The organism is Janthinobacterium sp. TND4EL3 (assembly GCF_900156175.1).
GTDB lineage: Bacteria > Pseudomonadota > Gammaproteobacteria > Burkholderiales > Burkholderiaceae_D > Janthinobacterium.
Genome location: NZ_FTMV01000009.1, coordinates 162,617 through 179,873 on the forward strand (window position 1 = coordinate 162,617; position 17,257 = coordinate 179,873).

12 protein-coding genes are annotated in these 17,257 nt (G+C 63.9%); 3 read left to right on the forward strand and 9 right to left on the reverse strand.

The genetic code is table 11. The features are described from left to right. Positions 1-80: 80 nt before the first annotated feature. The 4 genes from BXA07_RS15800 to BXA07_RS15815 all read right to left on the reverse strand — a co-directional run bounded on the left by BXA07_RS15800 (position 81) and on the right by BXA07_RS15815 (position 4,064). Positions 81-896 carry a ferritin-like domain-containing protein gene (locus BXA07_RS15800; RefSeq protein WP_076568851.1) on the reverse strand — a complete coding sequence of 272 codons (816 nt, stop codon included), beginning with the start codon at positions 894-896 and terminating at the stop codon, positions 81-83. A gap of 43 nt (positions 897-939) precedes the next feature. Further along, positions 940-1,872, reverse strand: a complete 933-nt coding sequence (gene dsdC / locus BXA07_RS15805; RefSeq protein WP_076568852.1) for a DNA-binding transcriptional regulator DsdC — start codon at positions 1,870-1,872, stop codon at positions 940-942. Then, positions 1,872-3,203 carry a D-serine ammonia-lyase gene (locus BXA07_RS15810; RefSeq protein WP_076568853.1) on the reverse strand — a complete coding sequence of 444 codons (1,332 nt, stop codon included), beginning with the start codon at positions 3,201-3,203 and terminating at the stop codon, positions 1,872-1,874. Before BXA07_RS15810 ends, dsdC begins: the two co-directional genes overlap by 1 nt. Before the next feature lie 123 nt (positions 3,204-3,326). Beyond that, positions 3,327-4,064, reverse strand: coding sequence for an NYN domain-containing protein (locus BXA07_RS15815; RefSeq protein ID WP_076568854.1), 738 nt, complete (start codon positions 4,062-4,064; stop codon positions 3,327-3,329). A gap of 306 nt (positions 4,065-4,370) precedes the next feature. Between BXA07_RS15815 and BXA07_RS15820 the strand changes: the two genes are divergently transcribed. Further along, on the forward strand, positions 4,371-4,559 hold the full coding sequence (locus BXA07_RS15820; protein WP_139335608.1) for a hypothetical protein: 189 nt from the start codon (positions 4,371-4,373) through the stop codon (positions 4,557-4,559). A 43-nt stretch (positions 4,560-4,602) separates the two neighbouring features. On the opposite strand, the gene BXA07_RS15825 is transcribed toward BXA07_RS15820, so the two are convergent. From BXA07_RS15825 to BXA07_RS15840, 4 genes are all read right to left on the reverse strand, one after another. After that, positions 4,603-4,824, reverse strand: coding sequence for a hypothetical protein (locus BXA07_RS15825; RefSeq protein ID WP_076568856.1), 222 nt, complete (start codon positions 4,822-4,824; stop codon positions 4,603-4,605). Positions 4,825-5,008: 184 nt separating this feature from the next. Continuing rightward, complete coding sequence (locus BXA07_RS15830) at positions 5,009-7,087, reverse strand: TonB-dependent receptor (RefSeq protein WP_076568857.1); 2,079 nt, start codon at positions 7,085-7,087, stop codon at positions 5,009-5,011. An 87-nt stretch (positions 7,088-7,174) separates the two neighbouring features. After that, positions 7,175-7,570 (reverse strand): DUF2946 domain-containing protein, encoded by a 396-nt coding sequence (locus BXA07_RS15835; protein ID WP_076568858.1) that lies wholly within the window; start codon positions 7,568-7,570, stop codon positions 7,175-7,177. 55 nt (positions 7,571-7,625) lie between these two features. Then, a complete protein-coding gene (locus BXA07_RS15840) occupies positions 7,626-9,788 on the reverse strand; it encodes a TonB-dependent siderophore receptor (protein WP_076568859.1) in 2,163 nt (720 codons plus the stop codon). Positions 9,789-10,017: 229 nt separating this feature from the next. On the opposite strand from BXA07_RS15840, the gene BXA07_RS15845 reads away from it, so the two are divergent. Both BXA07_RS15845 and BXA07_RS15850 read left to right on the forward strand, forming a co-directional pair. Beyond that, the gene (locus BXA07_RS15845; RefSeq protein ID WP_244556296.1) at positions 10,018-13,470 is read left to right on the forward strand and encodes a DUF748 domain-containing protein; all 3,453 of its coding nucleotides are present in this window, start codon (positions 10,018-10,020) and stop codon (positions 13,468-13,470) included. A 21-nt stretch (positions 13,471-13,491) separates the two neighbouring features. Further along, positions 13,492-14,583 carry a hypothetical protein gene (locus tag BXA07_RS15850; protein WP_076568860.1) on the forward strand — a complete coding sequence of 364 codons (1,092 nt, stop codon included), beginning with the start codon at positions 13,492-13,494 and terminating at the stop codon, positions 14,581-14,583. Between the two features lie 76 nt (positions 14,584-14,659). Here the strand turns inward: BXA07_RS15850 and BXA07_RS15855 are convergent, their stop codons facing one another. Then, positions 14,660-17,110 carry a membrane-bound PQQ-dependent dehydrogenase, glucose/quinate/shikimate family gene (locus tag BXA07_RS15855; protein ID WP_076568861.1) on the reverse strand — a complete coding sequence of 817 codons (2,451 nt, stop codon included), beginning with the start codon at positions 17,108-17,110 and terminating at the stop codon, positions 14,660-14,662. Positions 17,111-17,257 lie beyond the last annotated feature (147 nt).

Here is a 17,257-nt window from a genome sequence, read left to right on the forward strand (position 1 = left end):
GGCCCATCCCTGCAGCGCCTGCCGCGCCCGGGGCCGGCAGACGCCGCCACGTGCAATCTGACCGAATGCGCTGCGTGGAATCAGGATGGCAGGTCGGCCAATTCCCGCTCCGAAAACCCGGCCCGGCGCCGCGCTTCGAGGTTGAACGGGCCGCGCAGCGTGGGCGCTTCGTAGCGCAGCGCCAGCTCGGCGTAGGTGGCGCGCAGTTCCAGGCCCCTTTGATCGCACAGGTAGCCGTACCAGCGGTTGCCGATCTCCACATGCCCTACTTCGTCGCGCAGGATGATGTCGAGGATGGCGGCGGCGGCCATGTCGCCCGCCTGCGCCAGCTTGGCGCGCAGCGGCGGAATCGCGTCCAGGCCCCGCGCTTCCAAGGTGCGCGGCACCAGCGCCATGCGCGCCAGCACGTCGCCGCGCGTCTTGTCGACCATTTCCCACAAGCTGTCGTGGCCCGGGAAGTCGCCATACGCGTGGCCCAGCACCTGCAAATGCGCCTGCAGCATGGCGAAGTGTGTCGCCTCTTCCTTGGCCACGCGCAGCCAGTCCGTGTAGTAGTCAAAGGGCAGGTCGGGGAAGCGCCACAGGGCGTCGAGCGCCAGGTTCATCGCGTTGAATTCGATATGCGCGAGCGCGTGGACCAGCATGGCGCGCCCTTCTGGCGTGATCATCGAGCGCCGCCCCACGAGGCGCGGCGGCACCAGTTCCGGGCGTTCGGGACGGCCCGGCACGGCGCCCGTGGGCGCCAAGGCCGCCTGCACGTCGAGCGCCAGCGGCGCCTCGGCCATGGCGGCCACCATCGCCACCTTGGTGGCCGGGTCCGGTTCCAGCAGGCAGGCGAGCGCACAGGCGCGCAATTCCTGCGGTACGGTGAAAGTCAGAGGGGATGATGCGTGCATGGTGTTTCCTTGGTGCGCTGATGCCGGTAAGGGGCGCAGTGTATCAAATAGCCTGCCCCAGCAGCCAGTCCAGCAGCGCCTGCACCCGCGCCGGCAGCGGCCGCGCGGCATGCACGAGGTAATATGCCTGCGGGCTGGGCAAGGCAAAACCGCCGAACGGCAGCACCAGCTGGCCGCTGGCTATCCACGGCTGCACCAGCTGGCGCCGGCCCATGGCCACGCCCGCATGGTGGATGGCCGCCTGCGCGCACAGGTCGGCGCGGTCGAAGCGCAGGCTGCGCGCGGGCAAGCTCACCTCGGGCGCCCGCCCTTCCAGCCACAGGCGCCACTCGGCATCGGGCGCGCAGGCGGGCCAAGCCAGGGTATCGTGCAGCACCGTCGCGCCGGACAAGTTGTGCGCTGCCTCCAGCAAACCGTGTTCGCGCGCATAGTGCGGGCTGCAGACAGGCGCCAGCCATTCGTCCATCAGCTTGCGCGATGCCAGGCCGGGAAAGTGGCCATCGCCATAGTGCAAGGCCAGGTCGACCTGGCCGGCGCGAAAGTCCACGCTATCATTTCCCACGCGCAAGTCGAGCGACACCTCCGGATACTGCGCCGCAAACCCCGCCAGGCGCGGCACCAGCCAGCACTGCGCCACCGAGGGGCGCGCATGCACGGTGACGCCACCGGCCAGCGCATCGCCGCCGGCCAGCGCCGCATGCAGGCTGTCCCAGCCGATTTGCAGGGCGGCAAAGATGCGCTCGCCGTCGGCCGTCAGCTTGACTTGCCGCGTCAGGCGCTGGAACAGCCGCAGGCCCAGGGCCGCTTCCAGCCGCGCGATGCGGTGGCTGACGGCGCTGGGCGTGAGCGCCAGTTCCTGCGCCGCCAGCGCGAAGCTGGCGTGGCGCGCCGCCACGCGAAACGTGTGCAGGTTGGCGAACTGGCCGGCCGCGAGCGCGGCCCCGGGCGCTGCCCTGCCCGGCGCACCGGGCGGCATCACGCGGCTCCGGCCGCCAGCAAGGCCCGGCCACGGGCCACGTAGGCCGCCATTTCCTGCGCCGGCACCATGCTGCCGCCCGTGCCCCACACCAGGTGCGTGGCCTGCGCCAGCGTCGCCTGGTATGGCGGCGCGGCCAGCACGGCGGGGATGCCGGCGAAACCGGCCACGGCCGACGGCTCCAGGCGCAAGCCTTGCGTTTGCTCAAGCAGCGCCAGCAGGCGGTACAGTTCTTCATCCGTGACAGTGACATAGCCGTCGATCAGCCGCTGCATGGCGCGTCCGACGAAGCCGGACGGCCGCCCGACGGCCAGGCCGTCGGCGGCCGTGACGTTGTCGATGCCGATCTCCTGCACGCTGATACCCTCGTGCAAGCCCGTGTGCACGCCCAGCAGCATGCACGGCGAATGGGTCGGCTCGACGAAGACGCAATGTACAAAGTCGCCAAAAGCCAGCTTCAGGCCGAAGGCCACGCCGCCGGGGCCGCCGCCCACGCCGCACGGCAGATAGACGAACAGGGGATGATCTGCGTCAACGGTGACCCCGGACGCGGCGAACTGGGCCTTCAGGCGCTGGCCCGCCACCGCGTAGCCGAGGAATAAGTCGTGCGAGTTTTCATCGTCGACGAAGTGGCAGCTGGGGTCGCCCTCGGCCTGCTTGCGCCCCTCTTCCACGGCCACGCTGTAATCGGTTGCGTATTCGACGACGGTGACGCCATGGCTGCGCAATGTATCCTTCTTCCACTGGCGCGCGTCGGCCGACATGTGCACGGTGGCACGAAAGCCCAGGCGCGCGCTCATGATGCCGATCGACAAGCCGAGGTTGCCCGTGGAGCCGACGGCGATCGCATACTGGCCAAAGAAGGCGCGCACGGCGTCGCTGGCCAGCAGGCTGTAGTCGTCGCCCTCCTTCAGCAAGCCGGCATCGAGCGCCAGCGTTTCCGCGTGTTTCAGCACTTCATAGATGCCGCCGCGCGCCTTGATCGAGCCGGAAATGGGCAGATGGCTGTCCTGCTTGAGCCACAGCTGACCGTTCGTCATGTCTAATGCCGAATCCAGCGCCGCCTGCATGGCGGGCAGCGGCACGACGGGCGACTCGATGACGCCGCCGCTGGCCGCCGTTTCCGGAAACGCTTTCGCCAGGTAGGGCGCAAAGCGCGCCAGGCGCGCGCTGGCATCGGCCACGTCAGCCGCCGTCAAGCCCACGTCGTTCAAGGCCTCGGCCGCCGGCGCGATGGCGGGATTGAACCAGCTCAAGGGCTGCAAAGCCGTCAGTTCATTAATCAGGGGAAATTTTTCGCGCAGCGCGGCGATGGCGGGAGTGGGCAGCATGGCAAGCTCGTCTAGGAACAAGCCATGATTAGACCGCATCCGGGCGCGGCTGGCAAACGATGGTTGTTCAGGCAATGGATGACGGCAGGTCATCTGTGATGCGCCGGATCAAGCCGTTCTTCCCTATTTCAGTTTGATGTACAGATGCATGGCGGGATTCTTGTCGCTTTGAACTTCCTTGATTTCCACGAAAGGAAGACGGCGCACCAGTTCGCTCAATTTCTGGCATCCATAGTGGCGCGGATCGAAGGCCGGGTTATTCTTCAAGATCAGACTGCCGACGCTACCCAAGGACGCAAAACCATCGTCCCGCGCTGCGGCGATGATGGCCTTACGCAATACTTCCCGCGTATCGGCGTCGAGGGAGACAGGCGCCAGCGCCTGCAACGCTTTTTGCGGCTTGCCGGCCAATGGCGGCGGTGTCACGGGCCGCAAAATCTCCGTATAAACAAACTTGTCGCAGGCGGCGACGAAGGCCGGTGGCGTCTTTCTTTCACCAAAGCCATATACGGCCAGTCCCGATTCACGAATACGCGTGGCAAGGCGCGTAAAGTCGCTGTCGGACGATACCAGGCAAAAGCCGTCCAGCTTTCCAGAGTGCAGCAAATCCATGGCGTCTATGATCAACGACGAATCCGTCGAATTCTTGCCTGTCGTGTAGCTGAATTGCTGGATCGGCTGGATGGCCATCAAATGCAGGATCTCCTTCCATCCTTTCAGATTCGGCGTCGTCCAGTCACCGTAGGCGCGCTTCACCGATGCGGTACCAAAGGTGGATATCTCCGTCAGCAATTCCTTGATAATCGACGCCTGCGCATTGTCCGCATCGATCAACACTGCCAGCTTGGCGTTACTTGTCATATTTTTGGGCTACGAAAAGTTGTGATTTCAACCGTGGCTCACCGACGATGCGCACAGCGTCAGGTATCCGCCTTTGTTTGCAGTGCCTACTATGCAGCCGAATGTTCCGTTAAGCAAGATCCACAGCGGGCAGCCGTGATCGCTGCCCATAGCTAAATTTAATTCTTGAATGCACTATCGATTAAAGAAAAATTTCCACAAAGTCACAAAAATAAGTTATCTTAAAGGCAAATAAAGGAGACATTTTTTCTCTTTTCTACCGAGGCAAAAATGCGCTCCAAGAACGACAAAGTCATTGCAACGAATATGGATATCATCGACTGCGCAAGGCAGGACGATTTGACGGCCCAAAAGGTCGAGGTCGGCATTATTTTCCAGGAAATGCTCGATACGGCCACGGCCGCCGCCTACCTGGCCCGGAACAAGGTGCCGATCGCCACTGCGCTGCGCGTGCTGACGGGGTCACGGAGAAAGAAGAACGGCGGCGGAAATTGATGGCGCTGCGGCCGGTGGCCTGGGGATAGCCTGCTTGCACTGCTCAGGTTTTCAGGGGAAGGACCGCCACTTCATACCACACCCGCAAACCTCGCTCGACCTGGCTGACCGCCATCGTGCCCCTCGTTTCCGTGATGGTTTCGATGTTGACGGGCCGAACGCCCGTTTTCAGCAGCCATTCATTGGCCAGTACCAGCGAGCGGTCGATGCCATCGGAAAGAGGACTGCCCGTGGTCGCCGAGCGAAAATCTTTAAATGCGATCATGTACACCCTTATATCAGTCTGCCTGCCTTGCTGCGACGGCAACCGCCCTCGCTATCGCGCAACAGAACGCCATGCAGGATAACAAATTACCGGGAAGAAACATGCGCACATTGTCACGCCCGCCTGGCGCTCCCGGTCTGTTGCCAGGAGACGCCAGGCGGGCGCCATCGCTTGCGTGCCGGCCCTAGAACGTCAGCTGCAAGCCCACATCAATCGACCTGCCCTCGGCCGGCAAGGCTTGCAGCGCCCCGCCGTTCGCCTTCAGGCCGGACAAGTACACGCCGCCCAGCGGATCCGCATACGCGCGGTTGAACAGATTGCTGACACCGGCGCTCAGGCTGGCCATCTTGTTCAATGCCACGCTGCTGCGCAGGTTGACGAGGGCATAGCCGCCCGTTTCCGGTTCGAAGCGGCGCGCATCGACCTTGTCCTTGCGGGCCACGATCTTCGTTTCGATGCGGCTGTTCCAGGCGCCCAGCCTGTGCTCGACGGCCAGCAAGGCGTTGAACGGCATCATGCGGTACAGGTCGCCGCCATCGCTGCGCTTGCCCCGCGTGTATGCGGCATTGCCCGTCGCCATGAAGCGCCCCCAGCGCGCGCTGCTGGCCAGCGGCAACTGCCAGGCCACATTCGCGCCGTACAATTTGGCGTCGTGGTTGGCAAAGCGCAGCAGGTTGCCGTTGGCCCCCATTTTCATATACGGGTGGAAAGACGCCAGCACGTCGACGTCGATGTAATTGTCGACCTTGCTGTAATACGGGTTGACGCGCAGGAACCAGCCCTCTTCGCCGCCGCCATGCCAGTCGGCCGTGAACGCCGCCGTGTACGCCGTCTCGGGTTTCAGGTCGATACTGCCCACATAGCCGTTGCCGTCGCCAAACCAGTTGGTCATGGTCATGGCCATCGAGCCGCGGCCCCACGAGTAGCGCTCGTACAGGTTGGGCGAGCGCACCTTGCGCGCCAGCGCGAATGCGTAGCTGCTGGCAAGGTCCGGCGTGAAGGTGGCTTGCGCCGTGGCATCGATATTCGTGTCGCGCCGGCTGCGGCTGCGCGCATTGAAGGCCCTGGCCGCCATCAGGTCCGGCATGTTCATCATGTTGGTGCCATACGCCTGCACGTCGCCCGCATCCATGCGCACGGATTCGCCGCGCACGCCCAGCACGCTCGTCCAGCGACCATCGTGGCGCGTTTCCAGCTCGCCGAACAGCACGGTGCGGTCGCGCTTGCCATCATTGATGTTCAGGTAGGTGCGCGGCCCCATCATCATGGAACCGGGCACGGCCGGCCAGTGGTCGTCAAGGCGGAAGCCGTGCCATTCCTGGCCCAGGCGCAACTCGCCCGCCGCCGTCGGCAGGCTGGCCATCAGCGCATAGCCCGTGTTGCGGCCATGCGTAATCATCGGCATCGCCCCCTTGCGCTCGGGCGAGAAAAAGCCCATCTCGTGGTCCGTCTGCTGCCAGTAGGCACGCGCATCGAACACGCCCCAGGCAAACGTGCCCTGGTAAGCGAGGTTGGCGAACTGGCCGTGGTTGTCCGTCATGTCCATGTACTGGTTGGGGAAACCCTGGTACGGGATGTGCTGCACGCCGGCACGCAGGGTCAGCTGCTGGCCATCGCCCTTGGCCGCCAGCACGATGGCCTGGTTGATGCTTTCGTACATGCTGGCCAGCACTTTATTGCCGTGGCCATCTTCATAGCTGTGGCCGCGCGTGGTGGCGCCGCTGTAGCCGATGCTCAGCGTGTCGCTGGCGGCCGAGGCGTTCACGCTGGTCGCCACGCTGTTGTTGACGCTGCGCCCCGACACGGCAAGGCTGCCTTGCGTGAGCAGCCCTGCGCCCGGCTGGGCAAACACGGGCGCGTTCGATTGCACCTCGATGGTGCCGCCGATGCTGTCGCCGCCCGCGCTGACGGGGGTCACGCCCGCGATCAGGCGGATGCGCTGCACTTGTTGCGGATCAATGTAGGACAGCGGCGCATTCATATGATTGGCACAGGCGGACGTCAACTCCATGCCATCGATGCGAATCTTGAGGCGGTCATCGGCAAAACCATTGACGACAGGCAAGCCCGACACGCCACCGCCTGCCGCCACGCTGTAGCCGGGCGTGCTGGAGAGCATCTGCGCCGTGTCGGCGGCGGGACGGTAGCCCTCCCTGACGCCCGCGACGATGACTTTCATTTCAGGCATAACCTCTTCAGGGCGCGTTTGCGCCACGGCGGGCATGGCGATGGCGAGGGAAATCAAGAACGGTAAATGTTTCATGGTGCTGCTTTCAGTTTCTGTATGGGTAAGGCGAACGGACGCAAGCGCACGGCACGCGCGCGCAAGGCAGTTCAGGGAAAGGACAGATCAGAAAGCGGCGGGCGGGCCACGGGGCTGGACGGGCGTCCAGGCGAACAGCGGCGTGGCGGACTGGTAGAACAGCACGGGCAGCAAGCCCGTAATGAGCTCGCCGGAAGCGAGCACGAGAGAGGTGGGCGGAAGCGACAAGGTGTCCGCATGCATGCTGCAGCAAGGGCAATCGCCCATGCGCATGCTGCTCTTGGAAGTATCAGGCGCGTCCGTGGACAATGTTGCGGGCAACATGTTCATGCCGCCCGCCACCGAGCAGATTTCCAGGCTGGGCACGGCCAGGCCGCTGGCGACCGTCAGCGCGCGCGACACCGTAGGGGCGAGCGTGGCCAGGAAGATGGCGATACACGCGATCCACAGGACGATGCCGGCCTTGCCTTTGCTGATGAACATGGCAACATTGTATCAGGGCAAGGCCCTTGCGCACAGGGTCCAAGTCAAGCCTGGCTTACAAATCCAACTTCACGCTCAGCTTGATGGCGCGCGGCGCGCCCGAGGCCAGCCGCGTGCCCGCGCCGGCCCAGTAACGCTTGTCGGCAAGGTTTTCCACGTTCAGCTGCCACACGACGGCCTTGTCCAGCACGCGGCTCGCATAGCGGGCACCCGCGCTGAACAGGCTCACGCCGCCGAGAAAAGCCTGGTTCAGGTCGTTGACGGGACGGGCGCTGTAGTAATACGCGCCGCCGTTGACGGACAGGCCCGGCACGGCGTCAAACGCGTAGGCAAGAAAGGCGCTGGCCGTGCGCTTCGACGCGTTTTCCGGCGCCTTGCCATTGTAGTCGGCGTTGATGCGGGCAAAGCTTGGGTCGAGCAGCTGGGCCGACGTCTGCCAGGACAGCTGGCGCGTCAATTTTCCCTGCGTCGAGAGTTCCAGGCCGCGGTAGCGCTGTTCGCCATCCGACGTAAAGACATTGCTGCTATTCGTGTAATAGCCGGGGCGCGTGATGTCGAACAGCGCGGCGGAAACCAGGGTGCCGGCCGGCGTCAGCCAGCGCGCACCGAGCTCCTTCTGCTTGCTCACGCCGGGCGCCATCTTGACGCCCTGGTTGACGGTGCCCGTCGGGCCCGTCTCGCCCTCTTCCAGCCCCCGCGCCGTGGACGCGTACAACGACAGTTCGGGCGTGGCCTTGTAGATCAATGAGGCCATCGGCGTCGTCTTGCTGACATCGTAGTGGCTGGCGCCCTGGTCGCTCTGATAACTGCTGCGGCGCACGCCGATGACGCTTTGCCATTGCGGGCCGAAGACCATGCGGTCGAGCGCGTACAGGCCCGTGTCGCGCGTCTCCAGCGCGGCCGTCGTGGGCGCCGTCGGCTTGGGACCGAACACGACAGTCGTCACGGGCACGGGCTGGTACAGGTTTTGCGACGCGATCGTGTAATTGCTCTGGTAGATAGGATCTTGCGACTTGTCCGTGCGCGAGGCGCCCAGGGTCAGTTCATGGGCAACCGATCCGGTGTGGAAATTGCCGGCCAGTTCCGCGCGCAGCAGATCCGACGCCGTCACGCTGTGCTGGATATTGCCCGTGATGCGTCCCGCGCCCGTGGCCAGGGCCGCCGCGTTGTTCAGGCGAAAGATCGCCAGGCGGCGGTCGCGCGCCGTTTCCGAGTGGCCCGCCTCCACCGTCAAGGCCCAGCCGTCCGAGATGGCGTAGTCGGCGCGCAATTGGGCGTTTTTCGTCTGCGCCTCGAAATGCGACCAGTCGGGGCCGATCAAGTTGCGCGGGTCGACGGCGCGCGGCAGGCTGATCACGCCCTTCACGGTGGCCGGCAAGGCCACGCCCGCCTGCTCCGTCACCTTGCGGCGGTCGTATTCGAGGTCCGCCTTGAGCAGCAGTTTATTTGTCACGCGCCAGTCCAGCGCCGTGGAAACAAAGCTGCGGTTGCCGTTGCCGACATGATCGAGGTAGGAGCCCAGGGTGCCGCCGGCGGCGTTCACGCGCACGCCGAATTCCTGCTGCGCGCCGAAGCGGCGGCCCACGTCGACATGCGCTACGGCACTGCCACTGTCATCGAGGCTCAAGCCCATGCTGGTGACGGGCTTGCTGCCGGCCCGCTTCGTGACGAAGTTGACGACGCCGGCCGGCGACGTAAAACCGTAGTACAGGGCCGAGGCGCCCTTCAGCACTTCCACCCTCTCCTTGTTTTCCATGGGTACTTGCGAGAAATTCATGATGGGCATGGAACCGTTGAGGCGGTAATTCGTGCGGTTTTCCACGGCGATGCCGCGGATGACCAGCTGATCCCACGTGTCGCCGCCGTTTTGCTGGCGCGTCACGCCGGCAGTGTTGCGCACGGCATCGTACAGGCCGGACACGGCTTGCTGCTCCAGCAATTCGCGCGTGATCACGTTGACGGTCGACGGCACGTCCATGATGTTGGCGCCGCGAAAGCTGCCCGCCTCCGTCGTGACGGGCACCAGGCCGCGCGCGCGGGCGCCCGTCACCTGCACGGCTTGCATGACTTTCTCATCGCCAGCCGTCAGGTCGTCCTGGCCGCTGGCGCCATGGGCCGCGTGGGTGGCGAAGGCCAGCGACAAGGCGGCAGCCACTGGAAGTAGTTGCAAAAAAGGAAATACGACGCGCATAAAGACGGGACTTTCAACAGACAACATTAATAAAAGGAAACTTCAGGTTACGCGGCATGATATCCGTAACGAGAATCATTCGCAATGAATGAATGGCAATCCGTGCGATTGTGGGAGTTTCATGGGATAAACAGGTGCTTAAGGCGCCTGTTGTCACTTGAACACGTTTGAATTTTGCAGATGAGCTCGCAAAGAGGCATACTGACAGTCACGGCGCGCAGGACGCGCCGCCCAACAAGATACTAAAGGTAAGTTCGTGAACACAATCGACAAGAAAAGCGTGCAGACGAAAACATTTCGCTGGAAACGCTGGCAGCGCTGGGCCGTCGGCACCGGCTGCGCCCTCGCCGCCTACAGCGCGGCCGGCTTCTGGCTGGTGCCCTACGTCATTAAAGACCAACTGCCCAAATTTGCCGAGAAAGAACTCGCGCGCCAGGCCAGCATCGCCGACGTGCGCTTCAATCCGTTTACCCTGCGCCTGGAAGCGGAGCAGATCGCCTTCAGGGAAGCGCCTGGCGACCAGGCTGCGCCGCTGCTGTCCATCGGCGCCCTGGCCGTGCAGCTGGAATGGAAATCCATCGTGCGCCGCGCCTGGAGCCTGGCCGAAATCCGCATCACGGCGCCGCAGGCACATCTGACGATCACGCCGGACGGCAAGTTCAACCTGGCCGAAGTGCTTGCCACCTGGCAACGCAAGCATCCGGAAAAGAGCGAAGGCGGCATGCCGCGCCTCGTCATTGGGCACTTTGCGCTGGAACAAGGCAAAGTGGAATGGCAAGACCAGAAGGCGGGCTATACGGACAACTTCACCCCCATCGCCTTTTCGCTCGACAATATTTCGACCCTGCCAGACGCCAACGGCAGCTACACCTTCAGCGCCGATGCGGCGCGCGGCGGCAAGCTGCACTGGCGCGGCACGGCTTCGCTAAACCCCATCCGTGGCGATGGCGAACTGATCCTGACCGACGCCTCCCTGCCCGGCCTGGCCGCCTATTTGAAAGCGTACACGCGGGCGACGGTGGCCAGCGGCAAGCTGTCGGCGCGCCTGCCCTACGCCTTTTCCTATGCGGACGGCACGCTGGAAGCGACGCTCAAGGGCGCAGGCCTGGCCCTGCGCGACCTGGCCCTGGTGCGGGACGGCAAGGGAGAACCATTCACGGCGATGACCACCCTGGCCGTCACGGGCGCCGACGTGGACCTGGCGCGCCAGAGCGTCACGGTGGGCAAGATCAGCCTCGACGGCGGCAAGGTGGCCGTGCGCCGCGACAGCAAGGGCGAGATCGACGTGGCAAACCTGATGCTGCCTGGCACCCCTGCACCGGCAGCTTCCGCCGCGCCCGCCAAGCCGGGCAAGTGGAAAGTGGACTTGAAACAAGTGGCCCTGGCCAACGTGGACGTGTCCGCCATCGATGAAACCGTCTCCCCGGCCCTGCAGTTGAGCGCCAGACAGTTGCAACTGCAATTGCAATTGGGCCTGCAGCAGGGGCCAGCGGGCATGGCTACCGTGATCGACGGCGCCAGCTTTGCACTGGCCGATCTGGCCATGCAACGGGGCACGCAAACCCCGTTCAAGCTGGCCCAGCTGGGTTTTACTGAGGGCAAGATTGACCTGGCCGCGCATACCGTCCACCTGGGCGCCGTGACGGCCAGCGGCGCGCAGATCGACCTGGCGCGCAACCGCCACGGCGAGTTTGCGATTGCGCAAAAGCTGCCCGTATTTGCTGACAGCAAGGCCGACGCGGGCAAGGACGCCCCGTCCACACCGTGGACCACGACGGTGGACAAGGTCGAGCTGAGCAAGTTTGGCGCCCGTGTCGACGATGCGGGCACGGGCATCAAGGTCAATGTGCAGGATGCGCGTCTGTCGCTGCACAACGCCAGCAACGACATGAAGCAGGCGCTGCCGTTCGAACTGGGCGTGGGCCTGCGCGAGGGCGGACTGCTGACGGCCAGCGGCAAGTTCGTGCCGGGCACGGGCGCCGTCGATGCGCAGCTGAACCTGAAGCAGCTGGCCCTGGCGCCCGTGCAACCGCTGCTGGCGCAGCATCTGAAACTGAAGCTGGCGGGCGGCGCCGTGTCCGGCAGCGGCCGCCTGACGACGGGCGGCGGCGCGCCGAAGGCGCCCAAGCTGCGCTATGTGGGCGGCGTGGACATCGCCGGCCTCGTGCTCAATGAAACGGATGGCAAGCGCTTTGCTTCATGGAAGAGCGTGCGCGCCGACAAGCTGACGGCCAGCGTCGGCCCCGATTTTGTCGACATCCCCGAACTGCGCGTGGTGGAACCGAATGCCCAGCTGATCATCGAAAACGACCGCAGCCTGAACGCGCAGCGCCTGCTGGTGAAGGCGCCGGAGCCGGCCACGGCACCCGCTCCTGCTACCGCCACCGCCACCGCGCCAGCGGCCGACGCCGGTTTCCCCGTGCGCGTGCGCCGCGTGCGCCTGCAGAATGCCAAGCTGGACTTTGCCGACCTGAGCCTGCGGCCCCAGTTTGCGGCGAAGATCTATGAACTCAATGGCGTCGTCACGGGCCTGTCGACGAGGCGCGATGCGCGCAGCCAGATCGAACTGGACGGCCGCATCGACGAATTCGGCCTGGCGCGCGTGCGGGGACAGCTCAATCCCTTCGCCCCGACCGACAACACGGACTTGAACGTCGTCTTCAAGAATGTCGACATGGTCTCCGCCTCGCCGTACACGATGAAGTTCGCCGGATACAAAGTGGCCGAAGGCAAGATTTCGCTGGACTTGCAGTACAAGGTACGCAACCGCCAGCTCGACGGCACCAACCAGATCGTGCTCGACAAGCTGACCCTGGGCGAGCGCATCGACAGCCCGGACGCCCTGAAACTGCCGCTGGAACTGGCGCTGGCCATCCTCAAGGACAGCGACGGGCGCATCGACCTGGGCTTGCCCGTGTCGGGCGACATGAACGACCCGCAATTCAGCTATGGCGCCCTGATCTGGAAAGCCGTCGGCAATGTGCTGACGAAGATCGTCACGGCGCCGTTCCGCGCCCTGGGCAACCTGCTGGGCATCAGCGCCGACAAGCTCGAAGCCATCGATTTCGACGCGGGCAGCGCCGTGCTGCTGCCGCCCGAGCGGGAAAAGCTCAAGCAGGTGGCGCACATCCTGGCCAAGCGCGAACAGCTGAAGCTGGCCGTGCCGGGCCAGTACAGCGACACGGACGGGGCCGCCCTGCGCGCCCAGGCCGTGCGCCGCGCCGTCGCCGCCAAGGCCGGCATCAAGCTGGAAGCGGGCGAAGAAGCGGGACCGTTGAACCTGGGCGAACGCAAGATACGGGGCGCCCTGCGCGAGCTGTACGCGGAGCGCTTCGGCAAGGCCGAGCTGGACAAGCAAAAGAAAGCGGCGGAGTCGGCCGTACCAGCCACTGCGGCGGCATCCAGCGCCTCCGCGCCGGCGGCGGCCAAAATCCCCGTCCTGCAGCGCCTGGGGAAATTGATCGAGGGCGAGCCGCAAGTGGCCGACACGGGCGCCTTCTACAGCGGCTTGCGCGAGCAGCTGGAAGCCAAACAGCCCCTGCCTGCCGATGCCTTGAGCAAGCTGGGCGCCCAGCGCAGCGCAGCCATCCTGGCGGCTCTGCAGCAGGACGGCACGCCGCCGGCCAGGGTCAGCGCCGGTGCGCCGGAAAAAACAGACGCGGCACCGGGCAAGCTGGTGGGAGTGAAACTGGGATTGGCGGCGCAATAAAATAAGGAAACCATCTGACGCATGAAAAACCTCGACAAGGTAGCACCCTATACATGGTCTGTCGCGCAAGGCGACTGGGGCACAATGACAAGGTTACTCGCTGAAACAGCAATATCGGCCAAAGACAGCATCTCCTTTGCTGACAAGACGCTGCTGGCTAATTACGTCTACAAAAAAAATGGCACCTACAAGCTGATATATACGACTGTCGCGATGGATGGCAGTATTGAAAACTACGCCGAGGATGACGGCATTTTGCCGACACTGTTCCTGAGTCCGGATCAGGAAAATTATGTTTCCGTCATTCCCTATCATCCTGATAAAGAACTGGAAATCAGCATTCCCGTCTTTCATCGTGACGATGTGGAAATGCCAAAGGGCAACCGTCCATTTACCGGACACTTCATTGGAACGACGGGCTCACATTCGATATTTCACGATGTGGATTTTAACGATAAGAAACCGGACAAAATCCTGGCCATCGAGTTTATCAATGGGAAGCTGAAGAAGAAACACAATAGCAAGGTCCCCTTGCCCGCAAATAACCGCATTGCCATTTGCAACAAGGCGACCCACTTGCTGGCCAATGACGGCAGCATCCTGCTGCACCGGGAGGTCGATGAAAAAGGCAATGTCACGCGCTCGCGGGAGATTGAGGCGAAGGATATCCCAGTTTTGCAGATATTAAGCGCCTCCTTCGACAGGGATTCTTATCTGCTGGCGCAAGAAAACGATAAAATCATTATCGAAAAAATAGCTGCGTCCGGGGCAAGCGAGATCATTGAATTGGTGGACTTTGCCGATCCGCTGTTCAATACATGGCAGCCAGTCAACATCGCAGACGATACTTTTGTCACGCGGTTCAATACCGAGTTTGGAAACGGCTGGCTGACCACGCAAAATGATAAATTACTGGAAATATTCTATAGCAAAGGCGTGCAAGGCTACCGGAACCTGCTGACCAACGAGGTTCTGTCGATACCCGGTGACAAATTGATCATTTCCAGCATCAGCAAGACCACGGAGCGTGCCTATGCGGTCGTGCTCTACCCGCTGGCGGACGATACTGCGGAGAATGCCGAACTCATCGTCTTGAATCGCCGCTTGCCATAGCGTCGGGGCCCTCAATGGCAGCGCATCGGCGGCATGGCCAGTCCATGCCGCCGATGCGCTTCACTTACTTCTCCTCTTACTTCCCTTTCCCCGCCTCCTTCACCGCCTCGTCCGGCAAGGCAAACGCCACCAGGCTGTCGCCCATCTTGGTGCCCAAGGAACCATGGCCGCCGGCCATGACGACGACATATTGCTTGCCCGTCTTGTCGGAGACATAGCTCATCGGCGTGGCCTGGCCGCCGGCCGGCAAGCGGGCTTTCCACACGACCTTGCCATTGCGCACGTCATAGCCGCGGATGTAGTAGTCGAGCGTGCTGCTCAGAAACGCCACGCCGCCGCCCGTCGTGCTGATGCCGCCCAGGCTGGGCACGCCCAGCGGCAGCGGGATGGGCACGGGGGCGCTGTCCATGGTGGTGCCGTTCTTGTGCATCCACACTTTTTTCATGGTGCGCAAGTCGACGGCGGCCACGTAGCCCCAAGGCGGTGCCTGGCAAGGAAAACCCAGCGGCGACAGGAAAGGCTTGATTTCCACGGCGAACGGCGTGCCCGTCTGCGGCTGCAAGCCCATTTCCGTGCCGGAGCCACCCTGCACATTGGCCTGCGCGCGCGGCACCAGGCGCTCCAGGAAGCCCATGTAGTCGGGATTGACCAGTAGCAACTGACGGCCCGGATCGACGGCCGCGCCGCCCCACTCGAAGATGCCGAGCGGGCCAGGCGAGATGATGGCGCCCTTGATCTTGCCTTCGGCCACCGTCTGCGGCGTGAACGGCCCTTCATAGCGGTGCTGGCGGAAGATGATGCGGCAAGCCAGCTGGTCGAACGGCGTCGTGCCCCACATATCCGTCTCGCTGATGTGCTTTTTCGGCAGGAACGTCAGTTCCGAGAACGGCTGCGTGGGCGACAGGCGGTCGCCCGGAGCCGGGTTATTCGTCGGCACGGGTTTTTCCGGCGCCGGTACGACCAGGCTGCCGTCGCGGCGGTCGATCACGTAGATGTCGCCCCGCTTGGTGGTGGCGACGACCGACGGAATTTTACCTTTCGGCGTGTCGATGTCGACCAGGGTGGGCTGGCCGCCGATGTCCATGTCCCAGATATCGTGGTGCACGGTCTGGTAGACCCAGCGCACCTTGCCCGTGGCAAGATCGAGCGCGACGATGGCGCTGTTGTACTTTTCGCCGTTCGGATTGCGCCTGCCGCCCCAGGTGTCCGGGGTTTCATTGCCCATCGGCACGTACACCATGCCCAGCTTTTCATCGATGCTCGACACGCCCCAGGAATTGGGCGAGTTGTTGGTGTAGGTTTTTCCATCGGCAATCGGCGCCGTGTCGTCGGGGTTGGCGGCATCCCAGTTCCACAACAGCTTGCCCGTCACGGGGTCATAGCCGCGGATCACGCCCGATGGCTCCTCGGTGGAGTCGTTGTCCGTCACGCTGGCGGCCATCACCACCACGTTTTGCGCCACGGCCGGCGGCGAGGTGGGCATCAGAAAGCCCCGCTTCTTCATGGCCATGCCGTGATACAGCCCGATCACGCCGTTTTCTCCGAAGCTTTTGCACGCCTCGCCCGTATCGGCATTGACGGCGATCAAGGTCGCATCCATGGTGGGCGCGAAGATGCGGCGCGGGCACTCCATGCCGGCCGCCTCGGGCGCCGGATCGCCCTTGGCGCGGCCCGCGTTGACGTCCCAGTAGGCCACGCCGCGGCAGATCATGTGCTGGTAGCTCGACGCGTCGCGGTTGATCTTCGGATCGTGGCGCCAGATTTCCTTGCCCGTGTCCGGGTCCAGTGCGATGACGATGTTATGCGGCGTGCACAGGTACAGCATGCCGTTTACCTTCAGCGGCGTGACTTCGTTGGCGATCTCGCCCGGATCGTTCGGTCCCTTGAAGTCGCCCGTGTGGTAGACCCACGCCTGTTGCAGCTGCGCGGCGTTGGCCGGCGTGATCTGCGCGGCCGGCGCGTAGCGGTCGCCATAGCCGGAGCGGCCATACGCTGCCCAGTCGCCGGGCGCCACGCCGGGCGCATAGTCGCCCGCAGGCTTGCCCGCCATGTTCTCGGCCGGCACTTCGCCGTGCAGGGTGTAGTAATCCTGGAACAGCGAGAACACGCCCACGGCGGCCGTCAGCACCACGGCCGCCGTCAGGGCGCTCTTGCCCGCGTCGCGCGGCTTCGCGCCGGCGCTCAATGGGGGATCGAGGCGGCGGTCGACGAACGGCAGCAGCAGCCAGACGGCGGCGGCGAACCAGATGTCGAGACGGGGCAGCAATTGCCACCAGTCGAACTTCACTTCGATGACGGACCAGACCAGGGTGGCGAACAGCAGCAACGCAAGAAACAGCTGGGCGCTGCGCCGGCCCTGCCACACGAGCGCACCGGCAACGAGCATGCCGATGCCGGCCACGACGTAATACCAGGAACCGCCGAGGCTGACGAGCCAGGCGCCGCCGCCGGCAAGCGCCAGGCCCAGCAAGATGAAGATGACTGCGGTAAATACCAACAAGGGTCCAGGCCGGGCAGAGGCAGTCATGATGCTCCTTTACAAGAGTCAGTCGGCGGCACGCGCCTGCGCACCGTATTTGATGGCGATCAAGGCAATTCCATTTTTTCACTAATTGACAAAGCGTGGCACACGCGAGAGCGACAAGGCGCGCGGTGTTGCTTTTCCTCACCGATC